This window comes from Kitasatospora sp. NPDC058444 (assembly GCF_042721415.1).
GTDB lineage: Bacteria > Actinomycetota > Actinomycetes > Streptomycetales > Streptomycetaceae > Kitasatospora.
On sequence record NZ_JBHXLL010000042.1, the window covers coordinates 1 to 14,265 of the forward strand.

15 protein-coding genes are annotated in these 14,265 nt (G+C 73.3%); 10 read left to right on the forward strand and 5 right to left on the reverse strand.

Annotation, left to right across the window (positions count from 1 at the left end):
- Positions 1-32: 32 nt before the first annotated feature.
- Together ACFWP2_RS31590 and ACFWP2_RS31595 are read right to left on the reverse strand one after the other, a co-directional pair.
- On the reverse strand, positions 33-1,340 hold the full coding sequence (locus ACFWP2_RS31590; RefSeq protein ID WP_380457832.1) for a M18 family aminopeptidase: 1,308 nt from the start codon (positions 1,338-1,340) through the stop codon (positions 33-35).
- 256 nt (positions 1,341-1,596) lie between these two features.
- A complete protein-coding gene (locus ACFWP2_RS31595) occupies positions 1,597-3,426 on the reverse strand; it encodes an acyl-CoA dehydrogenase (RefSeq protein ID WP_380457834.1) in 1,830 nt (609 codons plus the stop codon).
- A gap of 213 nt (positions 3,427-3,639) precedes the next feature.
- On the opposite strand from ACFWP2_RS31595, the gene ACFWP2_RS31600 reads away from it, so the two are divergent.
- Together ACFWP2_RS31600 and ACFWP2_RS31605 are read left to right on the forward strand one after the other, a co-directional pair.
- Positions 3,640-4,143 carry an SseB family protein gene (locus ACFWP2_RS31600; protein ID WP_049651062.1) on the forward strand — a complete coding sequence of 168 codons (504 nt, stop codon included), beginning with the start codon at positions 3,640-3,642 and terminating at the stop codon, positions 4,141-4,143.
- 122 nt (positions 4,144-4,265) lie between these two features.
- On the forward strand, positions 4,266-5,225 hold the full coding sequence (locus ACFWP2_RS31605; RefSeq protein ID WP_380457837.1) for a pirin family protein: 960 nt from the start codon (positions 4,266-4,268) through the stop codon (positions 5,223-5,225).
- A gap of 114 nt (positions 5,226-5,339) precedes the next feature.
- Here the strand turns inward: ACFWP2_RS31605 and ACFWP2_RS31610 are convergent, their stop codons facing one another.
- Positions 5,340-6,161 carry an integrase gene (locus tag ACFWP2_RS31610; RefSeq protein WP_380457839.1) on the reverse strand — a complete coding sequence of 274 codons (822 nt, stop codon included), beginning with the start codon at positions 6,159-6,161 and terminating at the stop codon, positions 5,340-5,342.
- A 203-nt stretch (positions 6,162-6,364) separates the two neighbouring features.
- Here ACFWP2_RS31610 and ACFWP2_RS31615 point away from each other — a divergent pair, with 203 nt between their 5' ends.
- Entirely contained in the window at positions 6,365-6,526 is a 162-nt protein-coding gene (locus ACFWP2_RS31615) for a hypothetical protein (RefSeq protein ID WP_380457841.1), read from the forward strand.
- On the opposite strand, the gene ACFWP2_RS31620 is transcribed toward ACFWP2_RS31615, so the two are convergent.
- Together ACFWP2_RS31620 and ACFWP2_RS31625 are read right to left on the reverse strand one after the other, a co-directional pair.
- Positions 6,523-7,878 carry an amidase gene (locus tag ACFWP2_RS31620; protein ID WP_380457843.1) on the reverse strand — a complete coding sequence of 452 codons (1,356 nt, stop codon included), beginning with the start codon at positions 7,876-7,878 and terminating at the stop codon, positions 6,523-6,525. The genes ACFWP2_RS31615 and ACFWP2_RS31620 overlap by 4 nt on opposite strands.
- Positions 7,879-7,897: 19 nt before the next feature.
- The gene (locus tag ACFWP2_RS31625; protein ID WP_380457845.1) at positions 7,898-8,128 is read right to left on the reverse strand and encodes a hypothetical protein; all 231 of its coding nucleotides are present in this window, start codon (positions 8,126-8,128) and stop codon (positions 7,898-7,900) included.
- A 204-nt stretch (positions 8,129-8,332) separates the two neighbouring features.
- Here ACFWP2_RS31625 and ACFWP2_RS31630 point away from each other — a divergent pair, with 204 nt between their 5' ends.
- From ACFWP2_RS31630 to ACFWP2_RS31660, 7 genes are all read left to right on the forward strand, one after another.
- A complete protein-coding gene (locus ACFWP2_RS31630; protein ID WP_380457847.1) occupies positions 8,333-8,599 on the forward strand; it encodes a LuxR C-terminal-related transcriptional regulator in 267 nt (88 codons plus the stop codon).
- Between the two features lie 114 nt (positions 8,600-8,713).
- Complete coding sequence (locus ACFWP2_RS31635; RefSeq protein ID WP_380457849.1) at positions 8,714-9,040, forward strand: hypothetical protein; 327 nt, start codon at positions 8,714-8,716, stop codon at positions 9,038-9,040.
- Between the two features lie 100 nt (positions 9,041-9,140).
- A complete protein-coding gene (locus tag ACFWP2_RS31640; RefSeq protein ID WP_380457851.1) occupies positions 9,141-10,061 on the forward strand; it encodes a hypothetical protein in 921 nt (306 codons plus the stop codon).
- Positions 10,058-10,633 carry a hypothetical protein gene (locus ACFWP2_RS31645; protein WP_380457853.1) on the forward strand — a complete coding sequence of 192 codons (576 nt, stop codon included), beginning with the start codon at positions 10,058-10,060 and terminating at the stop codon, positions 10,631-10,633. The genes ACFWP2_RS31640 and ACFWP2_RS31645 overlap by 4 nt, the downstream gene beginning before the upstream one ends.
- Positions 10,634-10,671: 38 nt before the next feature.
- Positions 10,672-12,177, forward strand: coding sequence for a peptidoglycan-binding protein (locus ACFWP2_RS31650; protein WP_380457855.1), 1,506 nt, complete (start codon positions 10,672-10,674; stop codon positions 12,175-12,177).
- Positions 12,174-12,914, forward strand: a complete 741-nt coding sequence (locus tag ACFWP2_RS31655) for an ABC transporter ATP-binding protein (protein ID WP_380457857.1) — start codon at positions 12,174-12,176, stop codon at positions 12,912-12,914. Before ACFWP2_RS31650 ends, ACFWP2_RS31655 begins: the two co-directional genes overlap by 4 nt.
- Positions 12,911-14,170: an ABC transporter permease gene (locus ACFWP2_RS31660; protein ID WP_380457859.1), complete on the forward strand. Its 1,260-nt coding sequence runs from the start codon at positions 12,911-12,913 to the stop codon at positions 14,168-14,170. Before ACFWP2_RS31655 ends, ACFWP2_RS31660 begins: the two co-directional genes overlap by 4 nt.
- The last annotated feature ends 95 nt before the right edge of the window (positions 14,171-14,265 follow it).

The window sequence follows — 14,265 nt, forward strand, 5'->3', positions numbered from 1 at the left end:
ACGCTCTCCGCCGGGCCCGGTCGCCGCCGCCCTCAGCCCTCCAGGAAGGCCTTGAGCGCGCTCGCCAGCAGGTACGGGTCCTCCGCCCCGCACAGCTCGCGCGCCGAGTGCATGGAGAGCGCCGCGATGCCGCAGTCCACCGTCTTGATGCCGAGCCGCGCCGCCGTGATCGGGCCGATCGTCGTGCCGCAGGGCATGGCGTTGTTGGAGACGAAGCTCTGCCACGGCACGCCCGCCTTCTCGCAGGCGGCCGCGAACACCGCCCGGCCGACGCCGTCGGTCGCGTAGCGGTTGTTGACGTTGACCTTGAGGATCGGCCCGCCGTTCGGCATCGGGTGGTGGCCCGGCTCGTGCCGCTCGCTGTAGTTCGGGTGGACGGCGTGGCCCATGTCCGAGGAGAGGCAGACGGTGCCGGCGAGCGCCCGCGCCCGGTCCTCGGTGGTGCCGCCGCGCGCGTGGATCGTCCGGTCCAGCACGTTGCCGAGCAGGGGGCTCTGTGCGCCGGTGTCCGACTCGCTGCCGGTCTCCTCGTGGTCGAAGGCGGCCAGCACCGGGATGTACGGCAGGTCGGCGGCGCCGTCGGCGGTGGCGACGGCGGCGAGCGCGGCGGTGGCCGCGTGGACCGAGAGCAGGTTGTCCAGGCGCGGGGCGGCCAGCAGCTCGCGGTCGCGGCCCAGGTAGGAGGCGGGCTGGACGTCGTGGGTCATGAGGTCCCAGCCGGCCACGTCGGCGGCGGCCAGACCGGCCCGCTCGGCGACGTAGGAGATCAGCGCGCCCTCGTCGACCGGGCCGAGGCCCCAGATCGGGGTGAGGTGGCGCTGCTTGTCGAGCTTCATGCCCTCGTTGACCTGGCGGTCCAGGTGGATGGCGAGCTGCGGGACGCGCAGCAGCGGCTCGTCCAGCTGGACCAGCCGGACGGTGCCGTCCTTGAGCGCGAGCCGGCCGGAGAGGCCGAGGTCGCGGTCCAGCCAGGTGTTCAGCGGGACGCCGCCGTAGATCTCCACCGCGACCTGCCGCCAGCCCTCCGAGCCGGTGTCCGGGACCGGCTTGACCCGCAGGTTGGGCGAGTCGGTGTGGGTGCCGACGATCCGGAACGGGGTCGCGGGGCCCGCCCCCCGCGGCAGGTACCAGGCGATCAGCGCGCCGCCGCGGATCAGGTAGCGCCCGCCGGCCGCGTCGTCCCACGCGTCCGTCTCGGCGACCTGCCGGAAACCCGCCTTCTCCAGCCGCTCCGCGGCGCTCGCCACCGCGTGGTACGGAGAGGGCGAGGTGCCGAGGAACGCGATCAGGTCGTCGGTGTGCGTCCGGTCGAAGAATGCCTGGCGGGCGGCGGTCGACATGCTGCTCCTGGGTCGAGTGAGGGCCGAAGCCGGATGGGGAGTCGGCTTCGCACCTGAGCATATGCCCGTACACGGACACGGCATTCGGAACGCCGCAAGCGCGGACCGCCCCCGCACGGTCGGAGAATTCCGGCCACCGGCGAGCACCCGGGGTGGTGTCGTCGCGGACGCCGGGCCGCGCACACACCGAAGGGCCCGGTGGCAGCCGGGCCCTTCGGTGTGAGGGTGTGTCAGGCGGTTCGAGGGGTGCGAAGGCCTAGAAGGCCTCCTCCGCCAGGTCCATGATCTCGTTGTCGATGCCCTCGGCGATCAGGCGCTGCGGGGCGACGGTCGGCAGGACGTTCTTGGCGAAGAAGCGGGCCGCCGCGACCTTGCCCTGGTAGAAGGGGACGTCCTTCTCCGAGGCGCCGGCCTCCAGCTTGGCCAGGGCCACCGCGGCCTGGCGCAGCAGCAGCCAGCCGACCACGACGTCGCCGGAGACCATCAGCAGGCGGGTGGTGTTGAGGCCCACCTTGTACATGTTCTTGACGTCCTGCTCGACCGAGGTCAGGTCGGCGATCAGCTTGCCGACGATGGCCTCCAGGTCGCCGGCGGCCTTGGCGAGCAGCTCGCGCTCGGCGGCCAGGGCGTCGCCGCCCTCGGCGGAGCCGATGAACTTCTGGATCTGCTCGTTCAGCGCGGTGAGCGCCTGGCCGCCGTCCTTGACGATCTTGCGGAAGAAGAAGTCCTGGCCCTGGATCGCCGTGGTGCCCTCGTACAGGGTGTCGATCTTGGCGTCACGGATGTACTGCTCGATCGGGTACTCCTGGAGGTACCCGGAGCCGCCGAAGGTCTGGAGCGACTGGGCGAGCTGCTCGTAGGACTTCTCCGAGCCGTAGCCCTTGACGATCGGCAGCAGCAGGTCGTTGAGGCGCTCGGCGGCCTCGTCGCGCTCGCCGCGCAGCTTGGCAGCCGTCATGTCGTCCTGGGTGGACGCGGTGAACAGGACCAGCGCGCGCATGCCCTCGGCGTAGGCCTTCTGGGTCAGCAGCGAGCGGCGCACGTCCGGGTGGTTGGTGATGGTGACGCGCGGGGCGGTCTTGTCCAGGAACTGCGAGATGTCGGCGCCCTGCACGCGCTCCTTGGCGTACTCCAGGGCGTTCAGGTAGCCGGTGGAGAGGGTGGCGATGGCCTTCGTGCCGACCATCATGCGGGCGAACTCGATGATCTTGAACATCTGGCGGATGCCGTCGACCTTCTCGCCGAGCAGCCAGCCCTTGGCCGGGTGCTTGGCACCGAAGGTCATCTCGCAGGTGTTCGAGGCCTTGAGGCCCATCTTGTGCTCGACGTTGGTGGCGTAGACGCCGTTGCGCTCGCCCAGCTCGCCGGTCTCCCAGTCGAAGTCGAACTTGGGGACGATGAACAGGCCCAGGCCCTTGGTGCCCGGCTTGCCGCCCTCGGGGCGGGCCAGCACCATGTGGATGATGTTCTCGGACATGTCGTGCTCACCCGAGGTGATGAAGCGCTTCACGCCCTCGATGTGCCAGGAGCCGTCCTCCTGCTGGATCGCCTTGGTGCGGCCGGCGCCCACGTCGGAGCCCGCGTCGGGCTCGGTGAGGACCATGGTGGAGCCCCACAGGCGGTCGGTCATCCGCTTGGCGACCTCCAGCTGCTCCTCGGTGCCCTCCTCGGCGATGACGCCGGCGAAGGCCGGGCCGGAGGAGTACATCCAGATGGCCGGGTTGGAGCCCAGGATCTGCTCGGCGAAGGCCCAGATCAGCGAGTTCGGGGTGACCTGGCCGCCGATCGACTCCGGGATGCCCAGGCGCCACCACTCGGCGTCCATGAAGGTCTGGTAGCTCTTCTTGAAGGTGGCCGGGATCGGCGCGGTGTTGGTCTCCGGGTCGAAGACCGGCGGGTTGCGGTCGGCGTCGACGAAGGACGCGGCGAGGTCGTTCTCGGCGAGGCGCGAGATCTCGCTGAGGATGTTCTTCGCGGTCTCGACGTCCATGTCCGCGAACGGTCCGGTGCCGTACACCTGCTCGCGGCCGAACACCTCGAAGAGGTTGAACTCCACGTCCCGCAGGTTGGACTTGTAGTGACCCATGGCCGTTATCTCCGGTTCGTCGCTTCCGGGAGACCGCCGCGTTCCGGCGCCCCGTACCCACCAGTAGGCATCATGATGCTACCCAGCGGTAACTTGGGCAAGCCCCCGCCGGTGAATCCGCTATGAACGTGGTCACGTCCCACAGTCGGGACCGCCACTCCTTGTCAGGATCGGCGCCAGCGGAGGAGGGTGCCCTCCCGCTAGCCTGTCCGTGTGTACGGATATGACCAGAACACATACCCGGGCGACCCCTACCAGCAGCAGGCGGGACCGCAGCAGGGCATGAACGGCATGCCCGGACCCGACGCCTACGGCGGGCAGTCGCAGGCCCCCCAGCAGTCCCTGTACCCCGAACCCTCGCCGCCCTCACTCGCGGACGCCGTCCGAGCGTTCACCACCGGCTCGATGGCGGTCGAGGACTTCCAGGCGATCTTCATCACCTCGAAGGTGCACTGCCCCCGCGGCGACCGCCCCGGCTTCCTGGCGCTGCACAACACCCCGACGCCGGTGATCCCGATGTTCAGCTCGCTGAAGGAGCTGCGCCGCTACGCCGGCAAGGACTCCAAGCACTTCACCGTGACCGGCGCCGAGGTCCTGGACCTGCTGCCGACCGGCTACGGCTTCGCGCTGGACATGGAGGGCGAGCACCGGATGGTGTTCGACGCCAAGGCCGTCGAGCAGATGGTCGACTTCACGATGCGCCGGATGTACGGCTGACCCATCCTGGAAGAGGAGCTCCGCTCCTCCGTCACTACATAGTTCAAGTTTCAACTTGCTTGTTGTTGAGGATTGAACTAACCTCGTGCACGTAGGCCAGACACCCCCCGAAGGAGGCCGACATGCCCGCCGTGACCGTCGACAACCCGCTGACCCTCCCGCGCGTCACCACGCCGGACCCCGCCGTCACGAGCGCCCGGCCGGTCCTCACCGTGGCGACCGCCCCCGAGGGCTTCGAAGGCGAGGGCTTCCCCGTCCGCCGCGCCTTCGCCAAGATCAACCAGAAGTACCTCGACCCGTTCATCATGATGGACCAGATGGGCGAGGTGGACTACGCGGCCGGCGAGCCCAAGGGCACCCCCTGGCACCCGCACCGCGGCTTCGAGACCGTCACCTACATCATCGACGGAACGTTCATCCACCAGGACTCGCACGGCGGTGGCGGCACCATCACCGACGGCGACACCCAGTGGATGACCGCCGGCTCCGGCCTCCTGCACATCGAGACCCCGCCGGAGTCCCTGGTGAAGTCCGGCGGCCTCTTCCACGGCCTCCAGCTCTGGGTGAACCTGCCCGCCTCGGACAAGATGATCACCCCGAAGTACCAGGACATCCGCGGCGGCAGCGTCAAGCTGCTCAGCACCGAGGACGGCGGCGCGCTGCTCCGGGTGATCGCCGGCGAGCTGGACGGCCACCAGGGCCCGGGCACCACCTTCACCCCGATCACCATGATCCACGCCTCGATCAACCCCGGCGCCCAGATCACCCTGCCCTGGCGCGCCGACTTCAACGCCCTCGCCTACGGCCTCGCCGGCAACGGCTCGGCCGGTACCGAGCACCGCCCCTTCCACCGGGGCCAGGCCGTCGTCTTCGGCGACGGCGACTCGATCACCCTGCGCGCCGACGAGAAGCAGGACTCCCGCGACAACAACTTCGAGGTCGTCCTCCTCGGCGGCCTCCCGATCCGCGAACCCGTCGCCCACTACGGCCCGTTCGTGATGAACAGCCACCGCGAGCTCCAGCAGGCCATGGAGGACTTCCAGGCCGGCCGGCTCGGCACCATCCCCGCTTCCGGTCGCTGAGGGCTCGGAACCGGAACGGCGGAGCGGCCGCCGTCCACGGCTCGGCTCGGTTCGGACCGGCTCTGACCGGCTCGGTTCGGACCGGCCCGGCTCGGTTCGCTCGGCTCGGCTCGGCTACAGCAGCGCGTAGAGGGCCGAGGCGTCGGCGTGCGTCCTGCCGCGCGGCCAGCGCTCGCAGGCGGCGTCCGCCCGCTCCGCCGCCCGGACCTGGGCGATCAGCTCGCCCGGCCCCGACTCGGCGAGCAGCCGCAGCGCATCGCCCCAACTGCCCAGCCCGAAGCGCTCGGTGTAGCGCGAGGCGCCGTCGGTGAGGGCGGCCAGCGCGTGCAGCCGGTCCAGCCGGACGAAGCCGGTCTCGGCGTGCTCGGCCGCCCGCGGGCCGGCGGCGGCGATCCACGGGCCGTTGCCCCGGTTGCGGGCGGCGCGCACGGCCATCGCGTACTCCAGGTGCAGCGCGGCCCGCTCGGCCGAGCCGGGGACGGTCTCCCAGACCTGGCGGCGCAGCTCCTCCCCGCCGGGGAAGCGCTGGTTGTCCCCGATCACCTTCGGCGGGGCGTCCTTGAACTCCAGCACCAGCAGGGAGTCGCCGAGCACCAGGTACTCCAGCGACTCGCCGTGCCGCCGGGCCGCGACGACCATCGCGGCGGGGGTGTTGGGGTGGGCGAGGTCGCAGCGGCCGCCGTGCAGGGCGGCCGTCTCCACGATGGCGTCGGCCAGGCACTCGGCGATCGAGCGGTCCGCCCGGTCGGTGAGCCGGGCGAGCAGGTGCACGCCGAGCCGGCGCACGTACCAGGCCGTCCCGTGCCGGCACCCGGACTCCAGGCCGGCCGGCGAACCCGCGCCGTCCAGCAGGACCAGCGCCTCCGGCGAGGCCGCCGCGAAGTCCTCGCTCTCGCGGTCGGGCCGCCGTGCTTCCCCTGCGAGCTGTAGCTGCATCCCGACAGTGTGGCCGCCACGCCGGTCCCGCGCCCAGACCCGTGCGCCGGTGTGGCGCGGTCCGGGGCGCGGCGCCCGGTGGCAGCCGGGGTGATTCGGCCATACCGTCGGACAGTGACCGGACGATTCGGCCAATCGGAGCGGGCCGGGTTTGGGATCACCTTCGGGTGTCCGGGCCGCCCGCGACTGACGAGGAGCGGAAGATGTTCTGGCAGTTCATCGTGTTGCTGGCCGCCTCGCTCGGCTTCCCGACCGCCGCACTGCTCTACCTGATCGGCGGCCCGCGCTTCCCCGACGAGCAGCGCGGCCCCGACACCGGCCGTGGCACCGCGGCCCGGGGCACCGGGGCCTCCCGGCTCTCCTAGCGCGGCCCACCCCGCGACTCGCCAGGCCCTCCGCGACTCGCCCGGCCCTCCGCCAGGGCCCGTTCGACGAGGGCGGCCCGGGCCAGCAGGCGCTCGTCACCGCCCGCCGCGCCGACCACCTGGAGGCCCAGCGGCAGACCCTCCGCGGTCCGGCCGGCCGGCAGGCTCAGCGCCGGCAGTCCGAGGAAGCTCCACGGCAGCGACATCACCGCGTCCCCGGTGCTGTGCAGGCCCTCGGGCGCCCCGCCGGTCGCCGAGGGCGCCAGCCACAGGTCCACCCCGGCCGCCGCGCCCGCCGCGGCCACCCGCTCGCCCAGCCGCTCCCGGAACCGCAGGGCGGCCGCCCGGTCCCCGGCCGCGACGCCCCGGCCGGCCCGGATGCCCGCCACCGTCTCCGGCCGGTAGAGCCCGCCGAAGCGGGCGAACCAGTCGGCGTGGCTGCGGGCCAGCTCGAAGCGGTTGACGGTCTGCAACTGCCGGATGATCCCGGCGAAGTCGGGGAACAACTCGACCCGGCGCACCGTGAACCCGGCCCGCTCCAGCCGGGCCAGCTGCTCCTCGAAGGCGCGCAGCGCGGCCGGCTCGGCGTGCTCCAGGTACGTCCCGTCCGGCACCCCCAGCACGGGTTCGGGCGATGCGCCGCGCTCCGGCCGCCAGTCGTCGCAGAGCAGCGGGGCCACCAGGGCCGCGCCCGCCAGGTCGGCGGTGAAGGTGCCCAGGGTGTCGAAGCTCGGCGCGTTCGGGATCACCCCCGCGATCGGGATCCGCCCGTACGTCGGCCGGAAGCCCACCACCCCGCAGTACGCGGCCGGGCGGATCACCGAACCGACGGTCTGGGTGCCGATCGCCAGCGGCACCAGCCCGGCCGCGACGGCCGCCGCGGAGCCGCTGCTGGAGCCGCCCGGGGTGTGGCCCGGATGGTGCGGGTTGCGGGTCGGGCCCGGGGCGCTCGCGGCGAACTCGGCGGTCACCGTCTTGCCCGCGACCAGCGCCCCCGCCGCCCGCAGCCGGTCCACCACCACGGCCTGCGGCCCGGCCAGCACCCCGGGCGGCAGCGCCGAACCGCCGTGCGTGGGCAGCCCGTCCACGTGCACGATGTCCTTGACGCCCACCGCCACCCCGTACAGCGGCGGCCGCCCGTCCGGCTCCGGGTACCGCGCGGCCACCTCCCGCGCCTGCGCCCGCAGCCGCCCGTGCCGGCCGGGCTCCGGCACGAAGGCGTGGATCAGCGGGTCCACCCGCTCGACCAGGGCGCACAACCGGTCGACGTACTCGGGCAGTTCGGGCGCACCGGCGCGCAACCCGGCGGCCTCGTCGGTCAGCGGCCGCAGCCGGACGAGCGGTTCCTCCATGTCAGCACGGTAGCGCCGTTCACGGATGCTCGGCGGCCAGGTACGGCGCCTCGCGCAGGAAGTACGCCCCGCAGGTGTGGCAGCACAGCTCCGGGGTCTTCCCCCAGTCCACCGCCGACCGCACCCGCGCCCCCGGATCGAGCTCACGGCCGCACATGGCCACACTCTCCTCGCCCCGGACCATGTGCCACAGCCGCACCCCGTCGGCGGCGCCGCCGGGGCCGTACTCGGCTCGCATCTGGTGCATCATGCTCCCCATCGTCCGGCCGCCGTGCGCCCCCGGCAACCGGAACGGACCCGACGGCCGGCCGCCCTCAGGCCGCGCACGCGCGCCCCGGACGCCTCACCGCGCACATCCGGAGCGCCGCTCTCCGTCACATCCACGTTGACGGGGCCCAGCGCCCGCCCGAGACTGGTAGTGCGTACGCTCCACACTCGGCTACGGGGGGAACCGATGGGCGATGCAACGTTTTTGACGATCGATCACCTTTCCAGAATGCGCGCGGCGGCCGACCGGGTCAGGGGGCTCTCGCACCGCCGCGCCCAGGTCCTCGAACTCATCGGGACCGACCTGTCCAACCAGGAGATCGCCGCCGCACTGCGGATCGAGGAGCGGACCGTCAAGGCGCACACCGCAGCCCTGTTCGAGCAGCTCGGCGTCTGCTCACGCATCCAACTGGCCCAGGCGGCCCTGTTGTTCCGGCTGGAGGACTGTACCTGAGGACACTTCCGGACCGTCCGGACCGGTGCTGAGATGTCCTTGCCCCGATCGGGGCACTGGCTCCGATCGGGGCATCGCCAACCACCCTCCGCACCACGAGAGACGGGATTCACCATGCTCAAGAACCGTGTGGGCCGCCTGGTCGCCGTGGCGGCCGCCGCCACCGCCGCGCTGACCCTCGGCACCGGTGTCGCCAACGCGCTCTACGTCAGCGACTACACCACCGCCGCCAACATCCGGTCCGGCCCGTACACCAGTTACACCAGCAAGGGCCTGGGCTACCCGGGCCACGGCACCAACGACTGGTGCTGGACCCTGGGTTCGACCGTCAACGGCTACAACGTCTGGGACAGCAACACCGACCGGCAGACCGGCGTCTGGGGCTACACCCACGAGGACTACATCTCCGGCGCCTACGAAAACCAGCAGACCAAGTGCTGACGATCGCCCCATCGCACCACAGCCCTCTTCGCCCCACCGCTCATGGGGCGAAGAGGGCTCCGTCCGAGACTACCGGCCCGCCCACCGATGAGGTCCACTCGTGAGGTCCCACCGCCGCACCGCCCTGGTCGTCGCCGCCGCCGGGCTCGCCCTGCTCACCGGCTGCTCCTCCGACAAGGGCGCCGCCCCGGCCACCGGCGGATCCGGCGGCCAGGCCGCCGCGCCCGCCCTGACCGCGACGCCCACCCCGACGACCGTGGCCGACACCCAGCAGCTCCCGCTGCGGGCCTTCGCGGCGAGCCCGCAGGAGCTGACCGGCATCGCGAGGGCCCAGGGCCTGCTCACCCAGGACTGCATGAAGCGGTTCGGCTTCGCCTCCTGGCAGCCGAACAACGCCGACCTCACCAAGGCCGCCAAGGACGACATGCCCACGCCGTACGGGTTCCTCAACGAGGCGCAGGCCGCCCAGTACGGCTTCCACGCCCCCGGCAGCACCGGTGGGGCCAAGACCGGTGGCAGCACGATGAACCCCGCCGAGTTCACCGCGCTGTCCGGGCTGAAGTCCCCCTCCGGCGGCGAGCCGGCCGGCGGCAACACCCCGCCCGGCGGCTGCACCGGCGAGGCGGACCGCAAGCTCAAGGCCGACAAGGCACCCGCCACCGACGTCTACGGCGACCTCACCGGCCAGTCGATGAACCGCACGAAGTCGGACGCCCGGGTGGTCGCCGCCACCGCCGAGTGGGCGTCCTGCATGAAGCAGAAGGGCTACGCCTACAGCACCCCGGAGAGCCTCAGCACCGAGTCCTGGGGCCCCACGGTGACCCAGCGGGAGATCGACACCGCCAAGGCCGACGTCGCCTGCACCAGGCAGACCAACCTCTCCGGCATCGCCTTCGGCGTGCAGAGCGCCGTCCAGAAGCAGCTGATCGAGCAGCACGACAACGAGCTGAAGGCCTACCGCGCCGCCATCCAGTCCCAGATCGACCAGGCGGCGGCGGTGCTGCGGGAGCACGGCCAGTGAGCCGCACCCGGCCCGGCCTCCCGGCGCGCGCCGCGGCGGCGGCCCTGGCCTGCGCCTCCGCCCTGGCCGCCGCGGGCTGCTCCGGCACCTCCGCGGCGGCCCCCGACGGCGCGACCGCCACCGGCCCGTACGGCGAACGGCTGATCGCCGTCGACGCCGACCTCCGGCAGCCCTACCTGGCGTACTGGGACGAGTGGACGAAGGTGGCCCGGGCCGCCGACGTCGGGGCCGCGCCGCTGGACGCCCACGCCGACGAACCCAACCTCTCCATCCTCCGTGCCTCGGTCGACCGGATGCGCGAGGACAGGCAGCACATGAGCGGCGAGGTGAAGCACCGGCTGCTCGGCATGCAGGTCGACGGCGAGGCCCGCCGGCTGTACGACTGCGTGGACCTGAACGCCTGGCGGATCGTGGGCGCCGACACCGGCCGCGAGATCAACCAGGTCAGCCAACGGCAGGAGCAGCTCAGCGTCATGACGCTGCGCCAGATCAACGGGACGTGGAAGGTCACGGACATCCAGAATCCGCTGCCGTGCCCGGGAGGCACCGGCGGCCCGTCCCCCAGCAGCTGAAACCGCCCGAGCGCCGAGCACCGGAAGAAGCACCGGAAATGGAAGCCGTGGAAACACCCCAGCCCGAGGCCACCGCAGCGGAAGCCGCCACCCCGGCCGGGGCCGCCCCGCGCCGGCGACGGCGGCTGATCGTCGTCATCGCCCTGGTCGCCGCGGTCACCGCCGGGGGCGGGATGTGGGCCGCCACCCTGATCCGCTCGCCGGAGCAGGCCGCCGCCGACACCAAGGCGCCACCCGCCTCGGTGCTCACGGCGCCGGTGGTGCAGCGGGTGCTGTCCAACACCACCGTCCTGCGCGGGGTGTTCACGGCCGGCCAGTCCTTCCCGGTGCAGCCGGGCGCGGTCGCGGCCAGCGCCGGCGGCCCGGGCGGCGGCACCCCGATCGTGACGGCGCTGAAGGTCGGCAGCGGGGACGCGGTGGACTCCGGGCAGGTGCTGGCCGAGGTGTCCGGGCGGCCGGTGATCGCCCTGCCCGGCTCGATACCCGCCTACCGCGACATGGCGCCGGGCGAGTCCGGCGGCGACATCGGCCAACTTCAGGACGTGCTCCGGAACATGGGGTACTCCACGGGCGGCGACGACAAGGAGTACTTCGGGGCCGGCACCAAGGCCGCCGTGACCAGGCTCTACCAGAAGCTCGGCTATCCGGTGCCCACCACCGGCGACCAGACCGCCGCCGCCGTCCGGACCGCCCAGCAGGCCGTGGACCAGGCCAGGCAGGCCGTCCAGGACCTGGAGAGCCCGCCCGCCCGCGGCGGCGGCGGCGGCGAGCCGACCGCGACGGCCACCAAGTCCGGCGCGCCGGCCAACGCGCCGGCCGCGGGAGCCGCGGCGACCGGCGCACCCGCCGGGGGCGCCGCCGCACTGGCCCGCGCCCGCGCCGACCTCACCGCCAAGCAGCAGGACCTGGCCCGCGCCCAGGCCAAGGACGGCCCCCAACTGCCCGCCGCCGAGGTGGTCTTCCTGCCCGCGCTGCCGGCCCGGGTCGGCGCGGTCGGCGCCAAGGTCGGCGACAAGGTGACGGGCCCGGTCCTCACCCTCACCGCCGGCGGCCTCAACCTGACCGGCCACCTGCTCCCCGGTGACGCCCCACTGGTCAAGCCCGGCATGAACGTCACCGTGCTGTCCGAGACCACGGGCGCCCAACTCTCCGCCAAGGTCGGCTCGGTGGGCGCACTCGTCACCCCCGGCAGTCCCGCCGGGGGCGGCGCCGCCAGCGCGGCACCGGCCGCGCCGGGCGCCGCCGCCGACCCCTACGTGCCGCTCGTCATCACGCCCGACGCGCCCTGGGACCCCGCGCTGGAGGGCCAGGACGTCCGGATCACCGTGGTCGCCGCCTCCACCCAGGGCGAGGTGCTCGCCGTGCCCTCCTCGGCCATCAGCTCGGGCGTCGACGGCCGGACCTCCGTGTCCGTCGCGGGCGCCGACGGCACCCGGCGCACCGTGGAGGTGACGGCGGGCGTCGCCGCGGACGGCTTCGTCGAGGTCAGGCCCGCCGCCGGGGCCGAGCTCAGGCCCGGCGAGCAGGTCGTGGTCGGCCGGTGAGCGGGGCCGAGGCGCAGACCGACGACCGCGGGGGCCCGGGGCACCGCGACACCCCCGTGATCCGGCTGCGCGGAGCGTTCCGCACCTTCCCCGGGCCGCCGCCGGTCACCGCCCTGCACCCCCTCGACCTGGAGGTGGCCCGCGGCGAGTACGCCGCCGTGATCGGCCCCTCGGGCTCCGGGAAGTCCACCTTCCTCAACCTGCTCGGACTGCTCGACCGGCCCAGCGGCGGCACGTACGAACTCGACGGCATCGACACCGGTGCGCTCTCCGAGGCCCGGCGCACCGCGCTGCGCGGGCGGCGGATCGGCTTCGTCTTCCAGTCCTTCCACCTGCTGCCCTACCGGACCGCCCTGGAGAACGTGATGCTCGCCCAGGTCTACAACGGATCGGCGCGAGCGGGCCGGGCCGACGCCGCCCGGCGGGTCCTGGACCAGGTCGGGCTCGGCCACCGGGCCGACGCCCTGCCCTCCAGGATGTCCGGCGGCGAACGCCAACGCGTCGCGGTGGCACGGGCGTTGGTGAACCGGCCGTCGCTCCTGCTGTGCGACGAGCCGACCGGGAACCTCGACTCGGCCACGGCCCGGCGGGTCATGGAGCTGTTCGAGGAACTGCACGGGAGCGGCCTGACCCTGCTCGTCATCACCCATGACCGCGAGGTCGCCGAACGGGCCCGGCGGACCATCACCATCCGGGACGGCCGGCTGGGCACCTCCGAGGCGGTGGCCGGGCGATGAGGAAGCGTGCCGCGTCCACCGAAGTCCCGCTCTCCCGGCTCAGGTTGGCCGACCTGCTGAGCGAGGCGCTGTCCGGCATGGTGCAGCGACCCGGCCGCTCGGTGCTCACCCTGCTGGGCACCGTCCTCGGGGTCGGCGCCTTCGTCGCCGTCCTCGGGCTCACCTCCAGCGCCACCGGCCAGATCGGCAAGCGCTTCTCCGCGCTGCAGAACACCACCGTCACCCTGGTCGGCACCGGAGCGGAGGTCGTCACGGCCGGCGGCCGGCACCGGGCCGCCCTGGACTTCCCCGAGGACGCCGACCTCCGGGTGGGCCGGCTCAACGGCGCGGTCGCGGCCGGGGTCTACTGGAGCGCACCGCTGACCGAGCCGAAGATCTCCACCTCCCCGGCGCCCGGCCCCGGCTCCGGCACCGGGCTCGGCGTCCTGGCGCTCTCCCCCGGAGGCTTCGACGCGATCGAGGCGCAGGTCTCCGCCGGCACCGTCTACAACGCCTTCCACAGTGAACGCGGCCTGCGCGTCGCGGTGCTGGGCTCGGCCGCCGCCGGACGGCTCGGCATCAGCCGCCTCGACGCCCACCCCGCGGTGTTCGTCAACGGCATCGGCTTCACCGTCATCGGCATCGTCGACGACAGTGCCCGGCTCCCCGAGACCGCGCTCGACATCATGGTGCCCACCACCACCGCGCGGACGCTCTGGGGCAACCCGCTGCCCGGGGAGAACGGCCGGGCCCGGATGGTGATCCGCACCCGGACCGGCGCGGCCGGCCTGGTCGCCTCCCAGGCCCCGACCGCCCTGCGACCGGAGGCCCCCAAGGACTTCGAGGCACTCGCCCCGCCCGACCCGCACACCCTGCGGGACTCCGTCTCCACCGACCTCACCGGGCTGTTCCTGCTGCTGGCCGCCATCTGCCTGGTGATCGGCGCGGTCGGGATCGCCAACACCACGCTGGTCGCCGTCCTGGAACGCACCGGCGAGATCGGCCTGCGGCGCGCCCTCGGCGCCCGCCCCCGGCACATCGCGGCCCAGTTCCTCACCGAGTCCACCGTGCTCGGCACGCTCGGCGGACTGGTCGGCACCGCGATCGGCGTGGCCGTCGTGGTGCTCGTCGCGCTGGCCCGGGACTGGACCGCCCTGCTCCAGCCCTGGACGGTCCTGCCCGCACCACTGGCCGGCAGCCTGGTGGGCCTGCTGGCCGGCCTCTACCCGGCACTCCGCGCCGCCGGCGTGGAACCGGCCGAGGCCCTCCGCCACTGACCCGACGCCCCGACCCGCCCTACGACGCCGCCTGGAGCGACGCGCCGTCCACCCACCCGACGACCCCGCCGAACCCGACCGACGCCCCACCCGCC

Coding starts and splice junctions, on each gene's coding strand:
- ACFWP2_RS31590 (WP_380457832.1), bottom strand. CDS start 1,340: ATGTCGACCGCCGCCCGCCAGGCATTCTTCGACCGGACGCACACCGAC.
- ACFWP2_RS31595 (WP_380457834.1), bottom strand. CDS start 3,426: ATGGGTCACTACAAGTCCAACCTGCGGGACGTGGAGTTCAACCTCTTC.
- ACFWP2_RS31605 (WP_380457837.1), top strand. CDS start 4,266: ATGCCCGCCGTGACCGTCGACAACCCGCTGACCCTCCCGCGCGTCACC.
- ACFWP2_RS31610 (WP_380457839.1), bottom strand. CDS start 6,161: ATGCAGCTACAGCTCGCAGGGGAAGCACGGCGGCCCGACCGCGAGAGC.
- ACFWP2_RS31615 (WP_380457841.1), top strand. CDS start 6,365: ATGTTCTGGCAGTTCATCGTGTTGCTGGCCGCCTCGCTCGGCTTCCCG.
- ACFWP2_RS31620 (WP_380457843.1), bottom strand. CDS start 7,878: ATGGAGGAACCGCTCGTCCGGCTGCGGCCGCTGACCGACGAGGCCGCC.
- ACFWP2_RS31625 (WP_380457845.1), bottom strand. CDS start 8,128: ATGATGCACCAGATGCGAGCCGAGTACGGCCCCGGCGGCGCCGCCGAC.
- ACFWP2_RS31630 (WP_380457847.1), top strand. CDS start 8,333: ATGGGCGATGCAACGTTTTTGACGATCGATCACCTTTCCAGAATGCGC.
- ACFWP2_RS31635 (WP_380457849.1), top strand. CDS start 8,714: ATGCTCAAGAACCGTGTGGGCCGCCTGGTCGCCGTGGCGGCCGCCGCC.
- ACFWP2_RS31650 (WP_380457855.1), top strand. CDS start 10,672: ATGGAAGCCGTGGAAACACCCCAGCCCGAGGCCACCGCAGCGGAAGCC.
- ACFWP2_RS31660 (WP_380457859.1), top strand. CDS start 12,911: ATGAGGAAGCGTGCCGCGTCCACCGAAGTCCCGCTCTCCCGGCTCAGG.